The 19,699-nt window shown below is 66.3% G+C and carries 17 protein-coding genes; 9 read left to right on the forward strand and 8 right to left on the reverse strand.

Annotated features, from left to right (window positions below; all coding sequences use genetic code 11):
- Positions 1-22 precede the first annotated feature (22 nt).
- Positions 23-1,300, forward strand: a complete 1,278-nt coding sequence (locus O3300_RS17355; RefSeq protein WP_305053642.1) for an MFS transporter — start codon at positions 23-25, stop codon at positions 1,298-1,300.
- Here O3300_RS17355 and O3300_RS17360 read toward each other — a convergent pair.
- Complete coding sequence (locus O3300_RS17360) at positions 1,297-1,965, reverse strand: metalloregulator ArsR/SmtB family transcription factor (protein ID WP_305053643.1); 669 nt, start codon at positions 1,963-1,965, stop codon at positions 1,297-1,299. The two genes, O3300_RS17355 and O3300_RS17360, sit on opposite strands and share 4 nt — an antisense overlap.
- A gap of 125 nt (positions 1,966-2,090) precedes the next feature.
- Here O3300_RS17360 and O3300_RS17365 point away from each other — a divergent pair, with 125 nt between their 5' ends.
- Genes O3300_RS17365 through O3300_RS17385 form a run of 5 tightly spaced genes read left to right on the forward strand, consistent with a single transcriptional unit; the run spans position 2,091 to position 8,832 of the window.
- On the forward strand, positions 2,091-2,573 hold the full coding sequence (locus O3300_RS17365; protein WP_305053644.1) for a DUF2165 family protein: 483 nt from the start codon (positions 2,091-2,093) through the stop codon (positions 2,571-2,573).
- A 58-nt stretch (positions 2,574-2,631) separates the two neighbouring features.
- The gene (locus O3300_RS17370) at positions 2,632-3,732 is read left to right on the forward strand and encodes an efflux RND transporter periplasmic adaptor subunit (RefSeq protein WP_305053645.1); all 1,101 of its coding nucleotides are present in this window, start codon (positions 2,632-2,634) and stop codon (positions 3,730-3,732) included.
- Between the two features lie 15 nt (positions 3,733-3,747).
- Positions 3,748-6,846, forward strand: a complete 3,099-nt coding sequence (locus tag O3300_RS17375; protein WP_305053646.1) for a MexW/MexI family multidrug efflux RND transporter permease subunit — start codon at positions 3,748-3,750, stop codon at positions 6,844-6,846.
- Positions 6,843-8,231 (forward strand): efflux transporter outer membrane subunit, encoded by a 1,389-nt coding sequence (locus tag O3300_RS17380; RefSeq protein ID WP_305053647.1) that lies wholly within the window; start codon positions 6,843-6,845, stop codon positions 8,229-8,231. Before O3300_RS17375 ends, O3300_RS17380 begins: the two co-directional genes overlap by 4 nt.
- 25 nt (positions 8,232-8,256) lie before the next feature.
- A complete protein-coding gene (locus tag O3300_RS17385; RefSeq protein ID WP_251349627.1) occupies positions 8,257-8,832 on the forward strand; it encodes a DUF1349 domain-containing protein in 576 nt (191 codons plus the stop codon).
- Between the two features lies 1 nt (position 8,833).
- Here O3300_RS17385 and O3300_RS17390 read toward each other — a convergent pair whose 3' ends face one another.
- Both O3300_RS17390 and O3300_RS17395 read right to left on the reverse strand, forming a co-directional pair.
- Positions 8,834-9,232, reverse strand: a complete 399-nt coding sequence (locus O3300_RS17390) for a DUF4440 domain-containing protein (protein WP_305053648.1) — start codon at positions 9,230-9,232, stop codon at positions 8,834-8,836.
- On the reverse strand, positions 9,229-10,650 hold the full coding sequence (locus tag O3300_RS17395; RefSeq protein ID WP_305053649.1) for an MFS transporter: 1,422 nt from the start codon (positions 10,648-10,650) through the stop codon (positions 9,229-9,231). Before O3300_RS17395 ends, O3300_RS17390 begins: the two co-directional genes overlap by 4 nt.
- A gap of 127 nt (positions 10,651-10,777) precedes the next feature.
- On the opposite strand from O3300_RS17395, the gene O3300_RS17400 reads away from it, so the two are divergent.
- Positions 10,778-11,680 carry a LysR family transcriptional regulator gene (locus O3300_RS17400; protein WP_289906027.1) on the forward strand — a complete coding sequence of 301 codons (903 nt, stop codon included), beginning with the start codon at positions 10,778-10,780 and terminating at the stop codon, positions 11,678-11,680.
- A gap of 139 nt (positions 11,681-11,819) precedes the next feature.
- On the forward strand, positions 11,820-12,629 hold the full coding sequence (locus O3300_RS17405; RefSeq protein ID WP_305053650.1) for a hypothetical protein: 810 nt from the start codon (positions 11,820-11,822) through the stop codon (positions 12,627-12,629).
- 23 nt (positions 12,630-12,652) lie between these two features.
- On the opposite strand, the gene O3300_RS17410 is transcribed toward O3300_RS17405, so the two are convergent.
- The 4 genes from O3300_RS17410 to O3300_RS17425 all read right to left on the reverse strand — a co-directional run bounded on the left by O3300_RS17410 (position 12,653) and on the right by O3300_RS17425 (position 16,672).
- Positions 12,653-13,708 (reverse strand): bifunctional nicotinamide-nucleotide adenylyltransferase/Nudix hydroxylase, encoded by a 1,056-nt coding sequence (locus O3300_RS17410; RefSeq protein ID WP_251349618.1) that lies wholly within the window; start codon positions 13,706-13,708, stop codon positions 12,653-12,655.
- The gene (locus O3300_RS17415) at positions 13,705-15,420 is read right to left on the reverse strand and encodes an NAD+ synthase (RefSeq protein ID WP_305053651.1); all 1,716 of its coding nucleotides are present in this window, start codon (positions 15,418-15,420) and stop codon (positions 13,705-13,707) included. Before O3300_RS17415 ends, O3300_RS17410 begins: the two co-directional genes overlap by 4 nt.
- 95 nt (positions 15,421-15,515) lie before the next feature.
- Complete coding sequence (locus O3300_RS17420) at positions 15,516-16,028, reverse strand: ClbS/DfsB family four-helix bundle protein (RefSeq protein ID WP_099665974.1); 513 nt, start codon at positions 16,026-16,028, stop codon at positions 15,516-15,518.
- Positions 16,028-16,672: a metalloregulator ArsR/SmtB family transcription factor gene (locus O3300_RS17425; protein WP_305053652.1), complete on the reverse strand. Its 645-nt coding sequence runs from the start codon at positions 16,670-16,672 to the stop codon at positions 16,028-16,030. Before O3300_RS17425 ends, O3300_RS17420 begins: the two co-directional genes overlap by 1 nt.
- A 59-nt stretch (positions 16,673-16,731) precedes the next feature.
- Here O3300_RS17425 and O3300_RS17430 point away from each other — a divergent pair, with 59 nt between their 5' ends.
- A complete protein-coding gene (locus O3300_RS17430; RefSeq protein ID WP_305053653.1) occupies positions 16,732-17,220 on the forward strand; it encodes a DUF2938 domain-containing protein in 489 nt (162 codons plus the stop codon).
- On the opposite strand, the gene O3300_RS17435 is transcribed toward O3300_RS17430, so the two are convergent.
- Positions 17,217-19,646 (reverse strand): DUF3772 domain-containing protein, encoded by a 2,430-nt coding sequence (locus tag O3300_RS17435; protein ID WP_305053654.1) that lies wholly within the window; start codon positions 19,644-19,646, stop codon positions 17,217-17,219. The genes O3300_RS17430 and O3300_RS17435 overlap by 4 nt on opposite strands.
- Between the last annotated feature and the right edge of the window lie 53 nt (positions 19,647-19,699).

Consider the following 19,699-nt stretch of genomic DNA (forward strand, 5'->3'; position numbering starts at 1 on the left):
CAACCACTTTCCCCTCCCTGCCATGACCACCAGCTGCCCAGCCGTTCCTGTTCCCGTCCCCGCCACCGCGCCCGCGCTGGGCGATGCCCACCGCTGGAAGGTGCTGGCCGTCGGCGTGGCGGCCAATGCCAGCTTTTCCGCTGCCGCCAACGGCATGCCCACGACGGCCATCTGGCTGCGCAGCGGCTATCACCTGAGCAATACGCAACTGGGGGTGGCGCTGGGCGCCATGGGCCTGGGCGTGGCCCTGACAGAATTGCCATGGGGCATGGCCACCGACCGCTGGGGCGACCGGCCCGTGCTGCTGACGGGCTTGCTGGGCACCATGCTGGCCCTATTGACCTTGCTGCTGTGGATCACACCCGCTGACGGCGCCGTGCCGCCGTTATGGGCGCTGGCGGCCGGGCTGGCCCTGGTCGGCGTGCTGGGCGGCAGCGTGAATGGCGCCAGCGGGCGCGCCGTGATGCGCTGGTTCGGCGCCGGCGAACGGGGTTTCGCCATGAGCATCCGCCAGACGGCCGTACCGCTCGGCGGCGGCCTCGGCGCCCTCGTCCTGCCCAGCCTGGCGTCACGTTACAGCTTCATGCCCGTGTTTGGCGCCCTGGCCCTCGTATGCGGCCTGTCGGCGTTTTTTACGTGGCGATGGATGCATGAGCCCGATTTCTCCGCCGAGGCCGCCACGGGCCCGCAAAACGCGTCCACGGGCCTGTTTGGGATCAAGCCGCCTCCGCCGCTGCAAGGTCCACTCAAAAACCGCAAAGTCTGGCGCATGGTGGCCGCCATCGGCTTGCTGTGCGTACCCCAGTTTGCCGTGCTCAGCTATGCCACCGTCTTCCTGCACGACCATGGCCGCCTGGGACTGGCCGCCATCACGGCCGTGATGGTGGCCCTGCAGGCGGGCGCCATGGTGATGCGCATCTGGAGCGGACGCCACACGGACCGCCACGCGAACCGGCCCGCCTATCTGCGCGGCTCGGCCCTGGTGGCGCTGGCGTCGTTCATTGTGCTGGGATGCATCGCCTGGCTGCAGGCGCCGGGCTGGCTGCTGATGGCCGCCGTGGTGGCCGCCGGCATCGCCGTGTCCGCCTGGCATGGCGTGGCCTACACGGAGCTGGCGACGGAAGCGGGCGGCGCCAACGCAGGCACGGCCCTGGGCATGGCGAACACGGCCGTGTATGCGGGCCTGTTCCTCACGCCGATCGCCATCCCGCACTTGCTGGCGGCCAGCAACTGGCCCGTCGTGTGGTGGCTGGCGGGGCTGGTGGCGCTGGCCACGCGGCCCCTGTTTCCGAAAGCTTAATTTAACTCGGGCAGCGGCGAAATGCGGTAGATGCAGCGCATCGCGTTCGTCAGCAAATGCTGCTCGCGCACGATGCTGGCGCCTGGCCCCACCACTTCCTGGAACAGCTGCAATTCGGAACGGCAAAACCCCTGGCAGGTGCGCGCGGCGGCGCAGATGGGGCAGTGGTCTTCGATCAGCAGCCAGTCCTTGCCATCCGCTTCCACGCGCGCCATATAACCCTCTTCATCGCGCACGGCCGCCAGCTGCTGCAAGCGCGTGGGCAAGTCCGGCGCCGAGCACGCCAGCGCATACGCGCTGCGGCTTTCCTCTTCGCGCTGGGTGATCAGTTTATCCAGGCCCGCTTCGCCGAACAGCTGGCGCACGGAACCGATCAGCTTGATCGTCAGCTGCGCATGCGTGTCGGGAAAGCGCGCATTGCCCGCCTCCGTCAAGACCCAGTTCTGGCGCGGCCGCCCGGCGCCCGCCTGCGCTTCCTGGCGCCCCTCGATCAATCCCGCCGCCACCAGCTTTTGCACTTGCTGGCGCGCCGCCTCGCCCGTCATGTCCAGCGTCTTGGCCAGGGTCGCCGTGGAGACGGGTCCCTTGGTCTTGATGAAATACAGGATGCGCTCCGTCGTTTGCGGCGCCTCTTGATTATCCAAACGTTTACTTGTGTAATTCATTTCGCTCAACTATCATGGGGCCAGTTAACCAACTAATTGCTTGCATAATAGGCCGGTAGCTCCCCGCTGTCGAGGAGTTTCCACGTCCGCATGCCGGCAAGGTACTCTTTTGACAGGATTTTCCCATGCAACTGTCTCACTCGATCTGGCTGTTTCACGCCATCCTCGCCACCGGCCTGGCCCTCTGGCTCACCCTGGCCGCCCTCAACAACCTGCACGCCTTCCACGGCGCCGTCTGGGCCATCGGCAACACCATGCGCATGGACCCGCTGCGCCAGGACCCGACCATCCAGACGCCGCTGCTGCGCCGCGCGCTCACCTCGCTGACCCTGCACCGCCTGAGCCTGTTGACGGTGCTGACGCTGCAACTGCTGGCCGCCATCGCCGCCTGGACGGGCGTGGCGCTGTTGCTCGGCGCTTCCCTGACGCAAGCGTTGCCCTGGCTGAACCTGGCCCTGTGCGCCATGGCCGCCTTCCTGCTGCTGATGCACCTGGGCGGCCTGTGGTTCGGTTACTGGATCGCCCAGGAAAGCTTGCAGACGACGCACCTGGTGCTGCTGCTGTGGACCCTGGGTTTGTTCTTCCTCTTCAACGCGCAGCGGACCTGACCAGCCTCCGCTGCGCCTCTTCTTCTTTTTCCCTTTCAATGCAGTAAAGGACTTCATCATGAATACGAAACTCGTCGGCGCTTCCACGCTGGCCATCGCCCTGGCCGTCGCGGGCGCCGCGCTGTATCCGCGCGCCAACTCGCATGCGGCCGATGCCGCCGCCCACCCCGCCACCAAGGTGGCGCTGGTCCCCGTCGTGCTGGGCACGCAGGAACGCTTCTTTGCCGGCGTGGGCGAACTGGAAGCGGCGCGCCAGGTGCAGGTGGCGGCCGAAACGGGCGGGCGCGTCACGCAGATCCGCTTCGAGTCGGGCCAGAGCGTGGCGGCCGGCGCCGTGCTGGTACAGCTCAATGACGCCCAGGAACAGGCAATGCTGCTGCGCCAGCGCGCACAGCTGAAAAACGCGGAAAGCAGCCATGCCCGCACGGTGCAGATGGTCAGGGAAAAGGCCGCCACGCAGGAGCAGCTCGATGCGGCGCTGGCCGCGCGCGACGCGGCCCTGGGCGACGTGCGCCAGACGGAAGCGCTGATCGCGCAAAAGACCATCCGCGCACCGTTCGCCGGGCAGCTGGGCATCCGCAAGGTACACGCGGGCCAGTACCTGAACGCGGCCGACACGGTGGCCAGCCTGATCGACACGAAGGCCTTGCTGGTGAACTTCGCCCTCGATGAACAGAGCAGCGCGACACTGGCGCCGGGACAGGCCGTGCAAGTGCTGGTGGACGCCTATCCGAATGAAATCTTCACAGCGAAGATCAACGCCATCGACCCGCTGGTCGCCCGCTCGCGCATGGTGCAGGTGCAGGCGGCGCTGAGCCATCCCCGCGGCGCCCTCAAGGCGGGCATGTACGCGAACGTGCGTGTGGCCCGCGAGGCTGGCCAGCAGCTGACGGTGCCGGAAACGGCCGTGACCTACAGCGCGTATGGCGATACGGTGTTTGTGGCGCAGCAGGAAGGAAAACAGCCGCTCACCGTCAAGCGCGTGGGCGTGAAACTGGGCGAGCGGGCCGGGGGCAGGGTGGCCATCCTCGACGGCTTGCGCGAAGGGCAGCGCGTGGTCGCCTCGGGCCAGCTGAAACTGGCCGACGGCATGGCCGTGCAGGCCGTCGCCAATACCCTGGACGAGGCGAAACGCGCCGCGCCCAAGGCCGGTTCTTGAGGAAAGGCCAGCACCATGAAATTTACCGATTTATTCGTGCGCCGCCCCGTGCTGGCGCTGGTGATCAGCACATTGATTCTGATGCTGGGCGTGATCGCCATCCTGCAGCTGCCGATCCGCCAATACCCGATGCTCGAATCGTCCACCATCACCGTCACGACCAACTATCCGGGCGCCTCGGCGGAACTGATGCAGGGTTTCGTGACGCAGCCCATCGCGCAAGCCGTATCGTCGGTGGAAGGCATCGATTACCTGACGTCGTCGTCGGTGCAGGGCAGCAGCACCGTCACCGTGCGCATGGAATTGAACCGCGATTCCACGCAAGCGTTGACGGAAGTCATGGCCAAGGTCAACCAGGTGCGCTATAAATTGCCGGAGGGCGCCTTTGACCCCGTCATCGAGCGCGCGGCCGGCGATTCCTCGGCCGTGGCGTACGTCGGCTTTGCCAGCGAGAGCGTGTCCGCGCCCGCGCTGACGGATTACCTGGCGCGCGTGGTGCAGCCCATGTTCGCCACCATCGACGGCGTGGCGAAAGTCGACGTGTATGGCGGCCAGCAGCTGGCCATGCGTTTGTGGATCGACCCGGCGAAACTGGCCGCGCGCGGCTTGACGGCGGCCGACGTGGCCGACGCCGTGCGGCGCAATAACTACCAGGCGGCGCCCGGCAAAGTGAAGGGACAATTCGTCGTCGCGAACATCAGCGTCAACACGGACCTGACCAGCGTGGAGCAATTTCGCGACATGGTCGTCAAGAAGGGCGGCGATGAAAAAGACAGCGCGGCCCTCGTGCGCCTGAAGGACGTGGGCACGGTGGAACTGGGCGCGGCCGCCACGGAAACGAGCGGCATCATGGACGGCGTGCCGGCCGTGTATCTGGGCCTGTCGCCCACGCCCGGCGGCAACCCGCTGGTGATCGTCGACGGCATCAAGAAGCTGCTGCCGGAAATCCAGAAAACCCTGCCGCCGGGCGTAAAAGTCGAGCTGGCGTTCGAGACGGCGCGCTTCATCCAGTCGTCCATCGACGAGGTGGCGCACACCCTGCTCGAAGCGCTGCTCATCGTCGTCATCGTCATCTACCTGTGCATGGGTTCCCTGCGCTCCGTGCTGATTCCCGTCGTGACGATCCCGCTGTCGATGCTGGGCGCGGCGGCGCTGATGCTGGCCTTCGGCTTCAGCATCAATTTACTGACCCTGCTGGCGATGGTGCTGGCCGTGGGTCTGGTGGTCGACGACGCCATCGTCGTGGTGGAAAACGTGCACCGGCATATCGAGGAAGGAAAGACGCCCGTGGCGGCCGCCCTGGTGGGCGCGCGCGAAGTGGCCGGCCCCGTCATCGCCATGACCATCACCCTGGCGGCCGTGTATGCACCGATCGGCATGATGGGAGGATTGACTGGCGCGCTGTTCAAGGAATTCGCGCTGACGTTGGCCGGTGCCGTGGTGGTGTCGGGCGTGGTGGCGCTGACCTTGTCGCCCGTGATGAGCTCCCTGCTGCTGCAGCCGAAACAAGCGGAAGGGCGCATGGCGCGCGCCGCCGAGCATTTCTTCGAAGGCCTCACCAGCCGCTACGCGCGCCTGCTGGACCGCTCGCTGCACCACCGCTGGTGGAGCGCCGGTTTCGCCGCGCTGGTGATGGTCAGTCTGCCGTTTTTGTACCTGCTGCCGCAGCGCGAACTGGCGCCGGCGGAAGACCAGGCCAGCGTCTTGACGGCGATCAAGGCGCCGCAGCATGCCAACCTCGATTACGTGGAACGCTTTTCGTATAAGCTCGATGATATCTACAAAAATATCCCCGAAACGGACTCGCGCTGGATCATCAATGGCGGCGAAGGCCCGGCATCGAGCATCGGCGGCATCAACCTGACGCCATGGGCCGAACGCTCGCGCAACGCGGCCGTCATCCAGGCCGAATTGCAGCACGCCGTGGGCGACGTGGAAGGCACCAGCATCTTCGCCTTCCAGCTGGCGCCCTTGCCCGGATCGAGCGGCGGCTTGCCCGTGCAGATGGTGCTGCGCAGCGCGCAGGATTACGCCACCCTGTTCCGCACGATGGAAGACGTCAAGCAGCGCGCGCGCGACAGCGGCCTGTTTGCCGTCGTCGACAGCGACCTCGATTACAACAACCCCGTCGTCAAGGTGCAAGTGGACCGCTCCAAGGCGAACAGCCTGGGCATCCGCATGCAGGACATCGGTGTATCGCTGGCCGTGCTGGTGGGCGAAAATTACCTGAACCGCTTCGGCATGGATGGCCGCGCCTACGACGTCATCGCGCAAAGCCCGCGCGAACAACGCTTGACGGCGCAAGCCCTGACGCAGCAGTACGTGCGCGCCGACGACGGCAGCCTGCTGCCGCTGTCTGCCGTCGTCTCGGTGACGGAACAGATCGAGCCGAACATGCTGACGCAGTTCAACCAGCAAAATGCGGCCACCTTCCAGGGCGTGCCGGCGCCGGGCGTGACCCTGGGCGACGCCGTCGCCTTCCTCGACGGCGTGGCGAAAACCCTGCCGCCGGGTTTCAGCTACGACTGGCAATCGGACGCGCGCCAATTCGCCACGGAAGGCAATGCGCTGCTGCTGGCCTTCCTGGCGGCCGTCGTCGTGATTTACCTGGTGCTGGCGGCGCAATATGAAAGCCTGACGGACCCTTTGATCATCCTGATCACGGTGCCGCTGTCGATTTGCGGCGCGCTGATCCCGCTGGCGCTGGGCTACGCCACCGTCAACATCTACACGCAGATCGGCCTCGTGACCCTGATCGGCTTGATCAGCAAGCACGGAATCTTGATGGTGGAATTTGCCAACGAATTGCAGGTGCATGAACGGCTGGACCGCCTCAGCGCCATCCGCAAGGCGGCGCAAATCCGCTTGCGCCCGATCCTGATGACGACGGCGGCCATGGTGGTGGGCCTGGTGCCGCTGCTGTTCGCGTCCGGCGCCGGCGCCAACAGCCGTTTCGGCCTGGGCGTGGTGATCGTGTCGGGCATGTTGATCGGCACCTTCTTTACCCTGTTCGTGCTGCCCACCGTGTACACCTTTCTGGCCCGCCGCCACACGGCCGACCATGCCACGCCGCGCGCGCGCGATTTGTCGCACGCGCTGAAGGAATCCCCATGAAAAATTACCGCTATCTCGTCTCCCTTTTCCCCCTGCTGGCCGGCTGCGCCGTCAGCCCCGCCTACGTCACGCCGGGCACGCCCGCCATCGCCCTGGCCAGTCCGCAGCAGGCGCAGTTTGCGCCAGGTCAAACGGCTGCCAGCGAAGCCGCCTGGTGGACGTTTTTCGACGATGCGCGCCTGTCGCGGCTGATCGCCAGCGCGTTGACGCACAACCTCGATATCGCGCAGGCGCAAGCGAATCTGCTGGCCGCGCGCGCCACCTTCGACGAGCGCCGCCTCGACGAACTGCCCGCCGTCACCAGCCAGGCGGGATGGCAACGCCAGGTGCAACAGGACACCCCCGATAGTCGCGCCGCCAGCACCAGCACGCGCGTGGGGTTCGATGCGCAATGGGAGATCGACCTGTTCGGCCGCCTGGCCCATGTCAGCCGCTCGGCGCAGGCGCGCGCCGACGCGGCGCAGGCCGATTTGCGGCAAGTGCAGCTGACGATCGCCGCCGAAGTGGCGCGCAATTACTACGAGGCGCTGGGCTACCAGCAAAACCTGGGGCTGACGCAGGCGCAAGTGCAAAACTGGCGCGATACCATCGCCCTGATCGACGCGCGCATCCGCGCCGGCAGCGGCTTGCCGGAAGAGCGCCACAACGCGCTGGCCAACCTGGCGCGCAGCGAGGCGGCCTTGCCGCCGTTGCAGGCCGGCTTGCGCCAGGCGCAGTACCGGCTCGATGTGCTGAGCGGCCAGGCGCCGGGCGCCGTCGCGCTGGCGACAGCACCGCGGCAGCAGGCGCCGCTGGCCGGCCAGCTGCCGCTGGGCGACGTGAACAGGCTGATCAAACAGCGGCCCGACGTGGTGCGCGCCGAGCGCCTGCTGGCCGCTTCCAGCGAAGACGTGGGGGCGGCAACGGCGGACCTGTATCCGCGCCTGAGCCTGGGCGGCTTTTTGGGCTTCTTTGCCCTGCGCGGCAGCGGCGTGTTCGACGGCGGCGCGCGCGCCTTCGAACTGGCGCCCTCCGTCAGCCATCCTGCCTTCCGCCTGGGCAGCGTCAAGGCGCGCTTGCGCGGTACGCAGGCCGAAGCGCAAGGCGCGCTGGCGCGCTATGCGCAAACGATGCTATTGGCGCAGGAAGAGGTGGAAAACGCCGTTACGCAGCTGGCGGAAAACCAGACGCGATTGGCCTCGCTGCTGGAATCGGCGCGCCACGGCAACGCGGCCCTCGGCATCGCCAGCACGCGCTATGCGGGCGGTGCCGGCAGCTACCAGGCCGTGCTGGAAAACCAGCGCGCCTTGTACGATATCCGGCGCGAAGCGCTGCTGGCGGAAACGGCGTCCTACATCGATGCGATTGCCCTGTACAAGGCGCTGGGATGGGGGCACACTATGTGATCTTTTTAGCTCGGAAAGGCACGCGATGTTCACGCAAGGCAGCTGGCTCAATCCACCGGAAAACTGGTCCGCCGACGGCGCGCAATTGCGCGTGACGACGGACGCAAATACGGATTTCTGGCGCAAGACTCACTATGGTTTTATCCGCGACAGCGGCCATTTTTTCGGCACGCAAATCGACGGCGATTTCACGGCGCAGTTGCACGTGGCGGCGCAGTACGCGGCGCTGTACGACCAGGCCGGCATGATGGTGCGCATCGACGAGCAAAACTGGATCAAGTGCGGCGTCGAATTTTCCGACGGCCAGCTCTTATTGAGCACGGTATTGACGCAGGACAAATCCGACTGGGCCGTCAGCAGCGCTCCCGCCATGCCGGACGGTTTCTGGCTGCGCGTGACGGTGGCGCAAGGCGCGATCCGCGTGCAATATTCGACCGATGGCCAGCGCTGGCCGCTGCTGCGCCTGGCGCCATTTCCCGAGGCCGGCAGCTACCGCGTCGGCCCCATGTGCTGCACGCCGGAACGGGGTGGCCTGGAGGTGGTGTTCTCCCGGTTTTCCATCGGCCCGGCGCAGCAAAAAGACTTGCACGATTTGAGTTAGATCAAGCGGTCCACGTCTCGTGCAAATGGCGCCACAGCAGCGTTCCAGCCGGTGTCTTCTCATACACGACGGTCGACAGCCGCTCCGTATTTTCTCCCCCCGGCAGCGACTGGAACTCACGGTAGAACACGGTGGCGCCGGCCGCGTTGTCCTGGATCAATGCCAGGTCGGAAATACGCATGATGAGGCCCGGACGGCTGCCGCCGGCGCCCTGGAAAAATGCCGTCAAGCCGGCATGATCGAGCTGCTTGCCGCCCGGTGACACCATCGTGAAACCGGGCGAGAAACGCGCGAGCAAATCGGCGCAATGTTCGGGCGCCGTGGCTACGCCGGAGAGCCATTCGCGGATCAGCACATGCGTGGATAACACGTCGTCAAAACAGGGGTTCGTTGTCTTCATTTTTTTGCTGCTCCATGGTGATGTAAAAGGTCGAGAACGGCGCGGTTATCGATGCGCGCGCACAGCGCCAAAGGCAGCACGCACGCGCTGGCGGCCAGCGCAAAACACCAGTGAAAAACCTGCGCCGCGCGCAGGTGCTGGGCGGGGTCGTCCAGCGACGTAATTCCCTGCGCCGCCAGCAAGCCATTCAGCAGTACGCTGAGCAGCGCCACGCCCAGGCAAAAGCCCAGCTGACGGTTGATATTCCACACGGCGCTGGCCTGGCTCAGCTGCCCGTCCGGCGTGCGCAGGAACGCCGTGCTTTGCGCCGTGCTGCTGCACAAGCCGCCGCCAAAGCCCATCACGGCATACGCGCCGGCCAGCCAGAACAACTGGCCCGCCGCATCCACGCGCAGCAGCATCAGCATGCCCGCCGCCTGCAGCAGTGCACCGGCGATGAACAAGGGTTGCGGCCCCACGCGGCGGTAGCTTTTTCCCGTGAGCGAGATGGCCGCAAACGAGGCCAGCGCCCACGGCAGCATCAGCGCGCCCGCCGTCGACGCCGACATGCCCAGCACGCCCTGCAAATACAGCATGGCCAGCAGGCTCACGCCCATGAACACGCCCGGCACCAGCAGGTACATCAGCATGGCAATGCGCAGCAGCGGTTCGGCGGCCAGGCGCAGGTTCAGCAGCGGCGTCGATTTGCGCAGCGCGCCGCGCACGTAGACCCAGGCGCAGGCGGTGCCCAGCGCCAGCACGCCGGCGCCGGCAAGCAGCTCGCCCGGCGTGCCCAGCATCGTCAAGCCCAGCAACAGCAAAAGGATGGCTGTGCTGCCCGCCACAAGGCCGCCCGTGTCGAGGCGGGGCACTTGCGCGCGCGGCGGGTCGGGACGCAGCCAGCAGGCGGCCAGCAGCAGCGCCAGCGCGGCAACCGGCACGTTCAAGTAAAAAATCGCCCGCCACGACAGGCTGTCGACGATGACGCCGCCCAAGGCGGGCGACAGGGCGGGCGCCAGCAAGCCCACCAGCATGATGACGGAGGACAGGCCGGGACGCTCGGCGGGTTGATACAGCTGGTAAGTCATGCTTTGCCCCAGCGGGATCAGCAAGCCGCCGCCCAGGCCCTGCACGCAGCGCCAGGCGATCAGCGCCTCGATCGAGGGCGCCAGGCCGGCGCCGATGCTGGCGCATAAAAAAGTTAGCAACGATGCCATGAACACGGTTTTGCTGCCATAATAGGCAGCCAGCCAGGCGCTGGCCGGGATGACGATGGTCAGGCCGAGGATGTAGGCCGTGCTGATCCAGGCCAGCTGCGCCACCGAGGCGTGCAGGGCATGGCCGATGTCGGGATAGGCGACGCTGGTGATGAACATGTTGATCAGGTCGACGAAAAAACCCAGCAGATAGATGGCCGCGACCTTTTTGCGATAGTCCATGGTGCTCCGAATGGCAAACGGCCAGCTTAAGCGTCCAGCGCCATTTGCGTAACGGGCCAGCCCCGATTACACTGTCAAAGAAATTTTGACAAACTCCCGCAACCCGCATGTATCCTCATATTTATTTATGATCAGTCTTGACCGTTTGGGTATTTTCATCGCCATCGTCGACGCCGGCTCGCTCACGGCGGCCGCCGCCGTGCTGGGCCAGAGCAAGGCCGTCGTCAGTTTCAATTTGAAACAGCTGGAAGCGGAGCTGGGCGTGTCGCTGCTGACGCGCAGCACGCGCAGCCTGGCGCTGACCGACGTGGGACGGCGCTTTTACGAGGATTGCCAGCGCGTGCTGAGCGAAGCCCAGGGCGCCATCGAGACGGCGCGCCAGGGGCACCAGGGCTTGCGCGGCACCCTGCGCCTGACCACCACCGTCGAATACGGCAGCCGCACGGTGATCCCCGCGCTGATCGCCTTTGCCGCCGCCCATCCGCAGCTGCAGATCCAGCATTCCTCGTCGTCCTCGCATGAAGACCTGATCTCGGGCGGCTACGACCTGGCCATCCGCATGGGTTCCCTCAACGATTCGAGCTACCGCGCCGCGCTGATCGAGCCGTATGCGATCTGGCCCGTCGCCTCGCCCGCCTACCTGGCCAGCCTGCCCGGCCGGGACATCGCCACCTTGCCCGACCTGCAGCGCGCGCGCTGGCTGGCGCACAGCCGCCTCGCTACGCCCCTGCGCTGGGACGTGCACACGCCCGACGGTGCCGCCGTCTTCGTCGCGCAGGACGATGCCGCCATCCATTCCGACTCCGCCTCGGCCCTGCTGGGCTTTGCCCTGGGCGGCTGCGGCGTGGCCCTGCTGCCGCAATGGCAGGTGGAAGGGGACGTGCGCGCGGGACGCCTGCGCCGTCTGCTGCCCGACGTCGTCTTCCCGGAACAGGGCGTGTATGCCGTGTATCCGAACACCCAGCATATTGCGGAAAAAGTGCGCGCGTTTATCGACTTCTTGCGCGCGTTCGTGGGCACGCCCGCCTGAGGTTTCACGTGGCGCCACGGCGCCCATGTCACGTCGTCAATACTTGTTGAATACAACGATTTCCAAAGGGCAAACGAGCGCCCATTTCGCTTTTCACGGCCTACACTGAAAGGACGTTGTTCACCGATTGGAGACCATCATGGCACATACATTGGCAGCAGTTTTCGCCGTGCGCGACATGGCCGAGCGCGCCCGGCACGACCTGATCACGGCGGGCTTTCCCGGCGCCAACATCCGCCTGCACGATGCGGGCAGTGACGACTTTTCCGCCACGGAAAACATCCGCCGCGACGACAGCGACAGCCTGCTCGACAGCGTCAAACATTTCTTCACGGACCTGTTCGGCAGCCACGCCGACCGCCACATCTATGCGGAAGCCGTGCGGCGCGGACATGTCGTGCTGACACTGGAAGGGGCCAGCGACGCCGATATCCAGCGCGCCACCGACCTCGTCGAGCGCTACGCGCCGCTCGACATCGATGCACACGCCGAGCACTGGCGCACCGGCGGCTGGCAGGGCGCGCCGCAAGACGACGGCGCGCGGCGCCAGGGCGCCAGCATGCAGCAGGGCGCGTCGGCCGGCAACCTGAACGAGACGGCGGCATCGCAGCAATTTGCGGGCGGCATGGCGCCGCCGTCATCCGGCACGGGCGCCAACGCGCGCCGCTACCCCAGCGCCGACAACCTGCCTGGCACCAGCTACGACGACGAACAGTACTACCGCAACCACTGGAGCGCCACCTATGTCGCCACCGGCGCGCGCTTCGAGGACTACGATCCCGCCTACCGCTATGGCCATTCGATGGCGAACAGCGACAGCTACCGGGGCCGCCCGTGGGATGAGGTGGAAGCGGAGCTGCGTTCCACGTGGGAGCACACGTATCCGCAATCGGCGTGGGACAACTTCAAGGCGGCCATCAGACATGGCTGGGAGCGCATCACGTCCTGACGCGCGGCGAGGGGATGGCTCTGTCAGCGCCCCTCGTGCGTGAGCTTGAGGAAGTGGTTCAGGATGTGGAAGTGGTCTTCGAAGAACTGCTCTTCCATGGCCGGCAGGGCGCTCACCGGCACCCACTGCGCCAGCGCCGCATCGTCGGCCGCCGTCACGGCCGGCAGCTGGCGCGTCTTCAAGTCGAAGTAATGCGCATGCGTGATGGTGCGCCCCCGCTGGCTGCGGTCCGGATGGTCGAACACGGCCACGCCGACCAGCGCCTCGACCAGGGTGGGCGCCAGCACGCCCAGCTGGGTTTCTTCCGCCAGTTCGCGCAGGGCGCCCTGCAGCAGGCGTTCGCGCGGCTCTAGGAAGCCGCCCGGCAGCGCCCACAAGCCCTTGCCCGGATAGCCGCCGCGGCGCACCAGCAAGACGTGGCCGCCCGTCTGCACCAGCGCATCCACGGTGCAAAAGATGGGCGCATACGGCGCCGTGCGCCAGCGCGCCTTGTACGCTTCGATGGCGCGGTATTCCTGCACCAGCGGCGCGTACCACGGCAACAAGGTCCACGCCTTCAGATACTGGCCGATGGCCGCCGGCAGCAGCTGCGCCACGGCGCTCAGCGACACGTCCACGTCCTCCGCCTCGAACAGCACGTTGCGGATCGCCGTCGCGCCGATGGGCGCACCGGGATCGATCTCCAGGTTGAGCAACTGCCAGTGCGGGAAGTGGTGCAGGTAGTAACTCGTGGCGTCCTTGAAACAGGCCACCAGGGTGACGCGCTGCACCGCGGGCACGGCGCCCGCCACGGCGCGCCGCACGGCATCGGCCCACAGGCCATCGTCGTAGTAATCGCGCACGGCCACGTAATGCACGCGCGCGCGCTGCGCCTCGGGCAGGGTGGCGGCGATCATGGCGGCCCGCTCCTGCCACGTAAACGGGTTCTTCGGGCTGCGCGCATGGAAGGCGGAACCGAGCACCACCACGACGCTGGCGGCGGTGGCCAGCGCCTTTTGCAGCAAGCCCGCATGGCCATTGTGAAAAGGCTGGAAGCGGCCGATCAGGATGGCCGCGTCGGCAGGATAGGATGAGCTCATGCGTCGTCTCCGGTGGGGTAATGGGCGGCGATCGGCAATTGACGCCCGCTGCCAAAGGCGCGCGAACGCACGCGGATGATGGGCGCCGCCTGGCGCCGTTTGTATTCATTGCGGGCGACCATGCCGAGGATGCGCGTCACCAGTGCGCGCCCCTCGTCCGTCTCGCGCAGCTGGTCGACCAGGGTCAAGGCTTGCGCGCTTTCTTGCGCCGGCAGGCGGCGTCCCTCGATATGCCATTTCAAGATTTCATCGAGCACGGGATAGGGCGGCAAACTGTCGGTGTCGCGCTGGCCCGGCGCCAGTTCCGCCGACGGGGGTTTGTCGAGCACGGCGGCGGGGATCAGTTCGCGTCCGGCGCTGGCGTTGAGGTGGCGCGACAGGGCGAACACCTCCGTTTTATACAGGTCGCCGATCAATCCCAGTCCCCCGTTCGTGTCGCCATACAGGGTGCAGTAGCCCACCGAGATTTCGCTCTTGTTGCCGGTGGTGAGCAGCAGGGCGCCAAAGGCGTTCGAGTATTCCATCAGGATGGTGCCGCGCACCCGCGCCTGCAGGTTTTCCAGCGGCAGCCCCTGCAGCTTGCCATCGAAGGCTTGGGCATAGCCCGCTTCGTATTGCGCCACGATGTCGCGGATGGCATGCGTGTGCAGGACGATGCCCAGGTTGGCGCACAGGGCGACGGAATCGGTGACGGAGCCGGCGCTGGAAAACACGGACGGCATCGTGATACCCACCACGTTGTTCGCGCCCAGGGCTTCCACGGCCAGGGCCAGGGTCAGCGCCGAATCGATGCCGCCCGAGCAGCCGACGACGACTTTCGTAAAGCGGCAGCGGCGCGCATAGTCGCGCAAACCCAGCACGATCTGGCGGCGCGCAAATTCCACGGCCGGGATGCCGTCCGGGTCGGGCACGGGAAACGCCGCGCCGTCCGTGCGCGTAAAACCGCCGTCGGCAAAGCGCAGCAATGCATCATCTTCGACGAAGCGGGCCGCCTCGAATTGCACGCCGAGGGTGGGGGACATGGCGAACGAGGCGCCGTCGAACACGAGTTGATCCTGGCCACCCACCTGGTTGACGAAGAGCAAAGGCAAGTTCACGCGCGCGCAGGCGGCGCCGAACACGGCATGGCGCTGCGCGCGCTTGCCGATGTCGGACGGGCTGGCGTTGATGCTGACGACCAGGTCGGGCCGCGCCGCGTGCAGGGCGTCGAACGGGTTGACGGCGTAGGCGCGGCCATCGTCGTTCCAGCCATCCTCGCAAATCATGAAACCGACCTTGCAGCCGGCGATGTCGAGGGTGCAGGCGCCGGGCGGACCCGGCTCAAAATGGCGGCCCTCGTCGAAGATGCCGTAGGTCGGCAGCAGCTGCTTGTAGTATTCGGCCACGATGCGTCCGTCGCGCATCGCCAGCAGGGCGTTGTACAGGGGCTTGCCGACGCCGGGATTCGGCCGCGCCGTGCCGATGACGGTGACCAGCGCAGGCCAGCGCGTGGACGCTTGCAGCAGCTGATCCAGCGCCTGCTGCATGTCGCGCAGGAAGGCGGCGTCCTCGAACAGGTCGCCCGGGTAATACGCGCACAGCGACAACTCGGGACACACGAGCAAGTCGGCGCCATCGCTGCTGGCGCGGCCCATGCGCGCGATGATGGCGGCACAATTGGCGTCGAAGTCGCCCACGGTGGGATTCATCTGGGCGAGGGCGATGGTCAGCATGGCGATCCTTCATTGGTTACGCTTGAAAACCCTATCCTGCCTGAAAAATTTTCTGAGCGTACTGATGCAATCGTGCAAGCCTGCCGATCAGGGTGCTACAAGGTCTTGAGCCAGGCCCGCAGGCGCGTGCGCGCATTCGCATACGGCGACGCCGTATTGAACTGGATCATGCGTCCCATCGTGTAATGCGTGTACCAGGGCTGGCCATACAATTGCGCATCGTCATGGCTTTCAATCAGCGCCAGCAACTGATCTTTCGCCTGCGCCAGGCGCTGCAGCAAGTCGTCCATATTCAAGTCAGCATAGTCGGCATAGAAGCGCTGCGCCAGTTTTCCCAGAGCGTTCCACGTGAAACCTTCGGCGGGAAAGGCGATGTCCTCGATGCGTTTGCCGTCGCGCAGCTGCGCGTGCCAGTGCAAGACCAGCTCGTTCCAGCCGACCAGGTAGGCGAGCAAGTCGCACACGCTCATGCGCGTGCCCGCCACTTGGCCTTCCAGCACGGGTTCCCGCGCCAGCGTGGACGGCACGCGCGCCAGCTCCTGCATCAACTTCGCATACGTGCTGTCGATGGCGGCTATCAGTGCCTGCTTGCTGTCGGGGATCGCCATCAGGCCGCCTTCACGACCGGCAAGCCGGCCGCCTGCCAATCGTCGTAGCCGCTGCCGAGACGGCGCGCATGCAAGCCGTGCTGGCGCAGGGCCGCCACGGCCTGCACGGACAGCACGCAATACGGGCCGCGGCAATACGCGGCGATTTCTGCATTCTCGGGTAATTCGCCCAGGCGGCGCTGCAAGTCATCAAAGGGAATATTGACCGCGCCGGGCAAGTGGCCGGCGGCGAATTCCTGCGCCGGCCGCACGTCGAGCACGGTGATGCTGGCTTCGCGCATGCGTTCCAGCAACTCGTCGCCCGTGATCGCTTCCACGTGGTCGCCCCGGCCCAGCGCCTGCAATTCGCTGCGCTGGTGCTGCGCATACACGTCCAGCGCGGCCAGCAGTTGCACGATGGGGCCGCTGCCCAGCCGGTACAGCACGCGCTTGCCGTCGCGCCGCGCCAGCACGAAACCGGCGCGCCGCAACTGCTGCAAATGCTGGGAGGTATTCGCCACGGACAGGCCCGTCAACTCCACCAATTGCTCCACCGCATACTCGCCCTGCACGATCTGCTCGAGCAGGCGCAGGCGCGGCGCGCTGCCTAAAATATGGGCAAACCCGGCGGAACCGGTGAGAAGTTCGATATCGGCATTTTTCATTGACACGATGCTAGCACCCTTATAACATTCAAGCAATAAATTGAATGTTAGGAACAGCAATGCAAATACTCTGGCTCGATGCGCTGGCGATCGGCGCGGGCGCGACGGCGGTGATGGATGTGTGGGCAGTGGCGTTAAAGCGCTTCTGGTGCATTCCCTCGCTGAACTTTGCGATGGTGGGGCGCTGGCTGGGCCATCTGCCGCGCGGCACCTTCACCCACGCCAACATCGCCCAGGCGGCGCCCGTGCGCGATGAAGCCATCCTGGGCTGGACGGCTCACTATGCGATCGGCGTGCTGTTTGCGGCCGTGCTGCTGGCGCTGGTGGGTGACAAGTGGGTGCAAGGGCCGACGTTCGCGCCGGCCCTGCTGGCGGGCCTCGTGAGCGTGGCCGCGCCGTTTTGCATCTTGCAGCCGGGCATGGGCGCCGGCCTGGCCGCCAGCAAGACGCCGCATCCGACGGCCACCCGCCTGCGCAGCCTGATGGCCCACACGGCGTTCGGCATCGGCCTGTACCTGGCGGCGCTGCTGTGGTCGACGGTCCGCTAGGACGTCAGCGGCGGCACGGGCGCGGGCGCCGGCGCGGCTGCCACCGCCGACATGGCCGGTGCCTCGGGCTGGGCCGGCACCGTGCTCAGCACCATCGTGCTGGGCTTGGCGATCGCGATATGCGCCGCGTCCAGGCGCTTGAGCAGTTCAAACAGCAGCGCGCTGCGGATGCCCGAGGTCAAACGCGGCGACGAGGCATAGCCGGTGGCGTTGAACAGCAACAAGCCATTGTCGATGCCGTCGAGCTGTACGCTGGGCGCCGGCGTGTCGAGCACGTCGGGATTGTCGACAAAGGTGGACAGGATCAGCGCGCGCGCCGCTTGCGCATCCGTGCCCAGCGGCAACGGCAGCTTGACTTGCACCAGGCCCAGCGGATTGGCCAGGGTGACGTTGCGCACCGTCTTGGTGATGAATTCCGAGTTCGGCACGATCACCGTCGAGCGGTCGCTCAGTTGAATTTCCGTGGCGCGCACGTTGATGCGGCGAATGTCGCCCTCCACACCGCCGAGTGACACCCAGTCGCCCACTTTCACCGGACGTTCGGCCAATAAAATCAGGCCGGAGACGAAGTTCTGCACCACCGCCTGCAAGCCAAAACCGATACCCACCGACAAGGCCGACGCCACCCACGCGATGCGTTCCAGGCCGATGCCGGCGGCCGACAGGGCCAGCGCCACGGCCAGCACGCCGCCGATGTAGCCAAACAGCGTGATGAACGACACTTGCATGCCGGAATCAAGGTTGGTGGTCGGCAAATAACTGTTTTGCAGCCAGCGCTTGAACAAGCCCAGCGCAACAAAACCGGCGAGCAGCACCAGCAGGGCCTGGATCAGCGCGGCAGGGCGGATCGCCACCTCGCCGATGGCCAGGCCATCCTGCAGCTTGCCGACCCGCTGGAACAGCTCGCCCGGCCCTTCGCCGAACGGCGCCAGCAGCAGCATCAGGGCCAGCAGCACGACGATGGCACGGCCTATGCCCGACAGCAACACGGCCGCCTGGTCGCGCGCCTTGGGCGTGGCCAGCACAGGGTTGGCCACATCCGGCGGCGGCGGGGTGGAAGCCAGCAGCATGCAGATATCGTCGACCAGCACCGTCAGCAGATAGGTGCTGCACAGCACCACGATGACCCAGGCGATTTGCTTGGCGACAAAGCTGCCGAACGCCACATAGCCGACCAGCAAGCTGATGACGCTGGACGCCAGCGCCAACCACAACAGCACCGTGACGCAGCGCAGCCACAGCGGCGTGACCAGGGTGGCGGGATCGGCCTCGCGCAACTGGCGCCAGCAGCGCTCGGCGCGCATCAAGCCGTAGGCGATGGTCGTGCTCATCACCAGGGCGACGATGCAGTTGACGGCCACGGCCGTCGACAGGCCCGCATTGATGACGATGGTGACCCGTTCCGTCGCCCACACGAGCACGACGATGAAGGAAAACATCGATGGAAAATTGCGCATGCGGTGCGCCAGCGCGTCGGGCAGGGGCAGCAAACGCCACGACACGCGCCGTGGCGACAGCAGCGCGTGGCCCAGTCCCGCCGTAAAACCGGCAAAACAGATGATGCCGATCAAGCTGCTGAGAAAAGTCGAGGTTTTGTCCGACAGGCCGCCTTCCCAGCGCAAGCCCATGGCCAGCAATTCCGCCACCAGTCCCGGCGTGGCCAGCGCCAGCACCAGCACGGCCAGCGCATGCAAGGAGCGGCGCAGGCGGCCATGCGGCACGCGCGTGGCCGTCACCACCAGCAAGTAGCGCGAAGCCCAGACGCTGGCGCCGATCACGGCCACGATGGCGGCCAGCAAGCCGCCCCAGGCCGACCACGGCGTGGCGCTGGCCGCGTTCGCCAACTCCAGCTCCAGCGCCCGCAGGCGCTGCAAGTTCTGCGGCAATTCCGCATGCAGCTGTTTCCAGAAAGAACCAGCCAAAATCGACGCCGTGCGCTCGCCCAGGCGCGCCTGCAACTGCGCGCGGCGCACCGTCGACACTTGCTCCGACGCCTGCGCCGCTTCCACGGCCAGCAAGCGCGCCAGTTTCACCTGCGCATCGAGCGCGCTGCTGGTGCGGTCCAGCTGGCTGCGCTGCGCCGCCACGTCGGGCGCATCTTTTACCCCCGCCGCCGGCTTGCCCAGCTCGGCCAGCCGCGCCTGCACGCTCGACAATGTCGGCGCGAGCGCGTCGGCCACCTTGTCCGCTTCGGTGCTGGCCGCCAGCGCATCGGCGCGCATCTGCGACAGGGTCGCGTCATCCAGATCGGCCTCGCCATCGAGCGCCTTCTGGATGCCGGTAATCTGCTTGCGCAAGCCGTCGAGGCGCTGGTCGGCAGTGGCGGCGTCATCGACGGGCTGCGACCAGGCGGGCGGCACGGATAGCGAGCACGCCAGCAACAATGCCAGCAGGAAAGGGAAGAAACGGAGACGGAAAGAAGTCATGCGGACCTATGCCTGAAAATGAGAAAAACTGCCGGATTGGCAGCAGCGCCGGT

Source organism: Janthinobacterium sp. SUN206, assembly GCF_030587305.1.
Classification (GTDB): domain Bacteria; phylum Pseudomonadota; class Gammaproteobacteria; order Burkholderiales; family Burkholderiaceae_D; genus Janthinobacterium; species Janthinobacterium kumbetense.

Excerpts from the sequence above, each read along its gene's own strand:
- O3300_RS17360 (WP_305053643.1), bottom strand. The coding sequence starts at position 1,965 with ATGAATTACACAAGTAAACGTTTGGATAATCAAGAGGCGCCGCAAACG.
- O3300_RS17425 (WP_305053652.1), bottom strand. The coding sequence starts at position 16,672 with ATGAAAAATGCCGATATCGAACTTCTCACCGGTTCCGCCGGGTTTGCC.
- O3300_RS17415 (WP_305053651.1), bottom strand. The coding sequence starts at position 15,420 with ATGCTGACCATCGCCCTCGCCCAGATGAATCCCACCGTGGGCGACTTC.
- O3300_RS17435 (WP_305053654.1), bottom strand. The coding sequence starts at position 19,646 with ATGACTTCTTTCCGTCTCCGTTTCTTCCCTTTCCTGCTGGCATTGTTG.
- O3300_RS17390 (WP_305053648.1), bottom strand. The coding sequence starts at position 9,232 with ATGAAGACAACGAACCCCTGTTTTGACGACGTGTTATCCACGCATGTG.
- O3300_RS17365 (WP_305053644.1), top strand. The coding sequence starts at position 2,091 with ATGCAACTGTCTCACTCGATCTGGCTGTTTCACGCCATCCTCGCCACC.
- O3300_RS17385 (WP_251349627.1), top strand. The coding sequence starts at position 8,257 with ATGTTCACGCAAGGCAGCTGGCTCAATCCACCGGAAAACTGGTCCGCC.
- O3300_RS17380 (WP_305053647.1), top strand. The coding sequence starts at position 6,843 with ATGAAAAATTACCGCTATCTCGTCTCCCTTTTCCCCCTGCTGGCCGGC.
- O3300_RS17395 (WP_305053649.1), bottom strand. The coding sequence starts at position 10,650 with ATGGACTATCGCAAAAAGGTCGCGGCCATCTATCTGCTGGGTTTTTTC.
- O3300_RS17410 (WP_251349618.1), bottom strand. The coding sequence starts at position 13,708 with ATGAGCTCATCCTATCCTGCCGACGCGGCCATCCTGATCGGCCGCTTC.
- O3300_RS17355 (WP_305053642.1), top strand. The coding sequence starts at position 23 with ATGACCACCAGCTGCCCAGCCGTTCCTGTTCCCGTCCCCGCCACCGCG.
- O3300_RS17370 (WP_305053645.1), top strand. The coding sequence starts at position 2,632 with ATGAATACGAAACTCGTCGGCGCTTCCACGCTGGCCATCGCCCTGGCC.
- O3300_RS17420 (WP_099665974.1), bottom strand. The coding sequence starts at position 16,028 with ATGGCGATCCCCGACAGCAAGCAGGCACTGATAGCCGCCATCGACAGC.
- O3300_RS17430 (WP_305053653.1), top strand. The coding sequence starts at position 16,732 with ATGCAAATACTCTGGCTCGATGCGCTGGCGATCGGCGCGGGCGCGACG.
- O3300_RS17400 (WP_289906027.1), top strand. The coding sequence starts at position 10,778 with ATGATCAGTCTTGACCGTTTGGGTATTTTCATCGCCATCGTCGACGCC.
- O3300_RS17375 (WP_305053646.1), top strand. The coding sequence starts at position 3,748 with ATGAAATTTACCGATTTATTCGTGCGCCGCCCCGTGCTGGCGCTGGTG.
- O3300_RS17405 (WP_305053650.1), top strand. The coding sequence starts at position 11,820 with ATGGCACATACATTGGCAGCAGTTTTCGCCGTGCGCGACATGGCCGAG.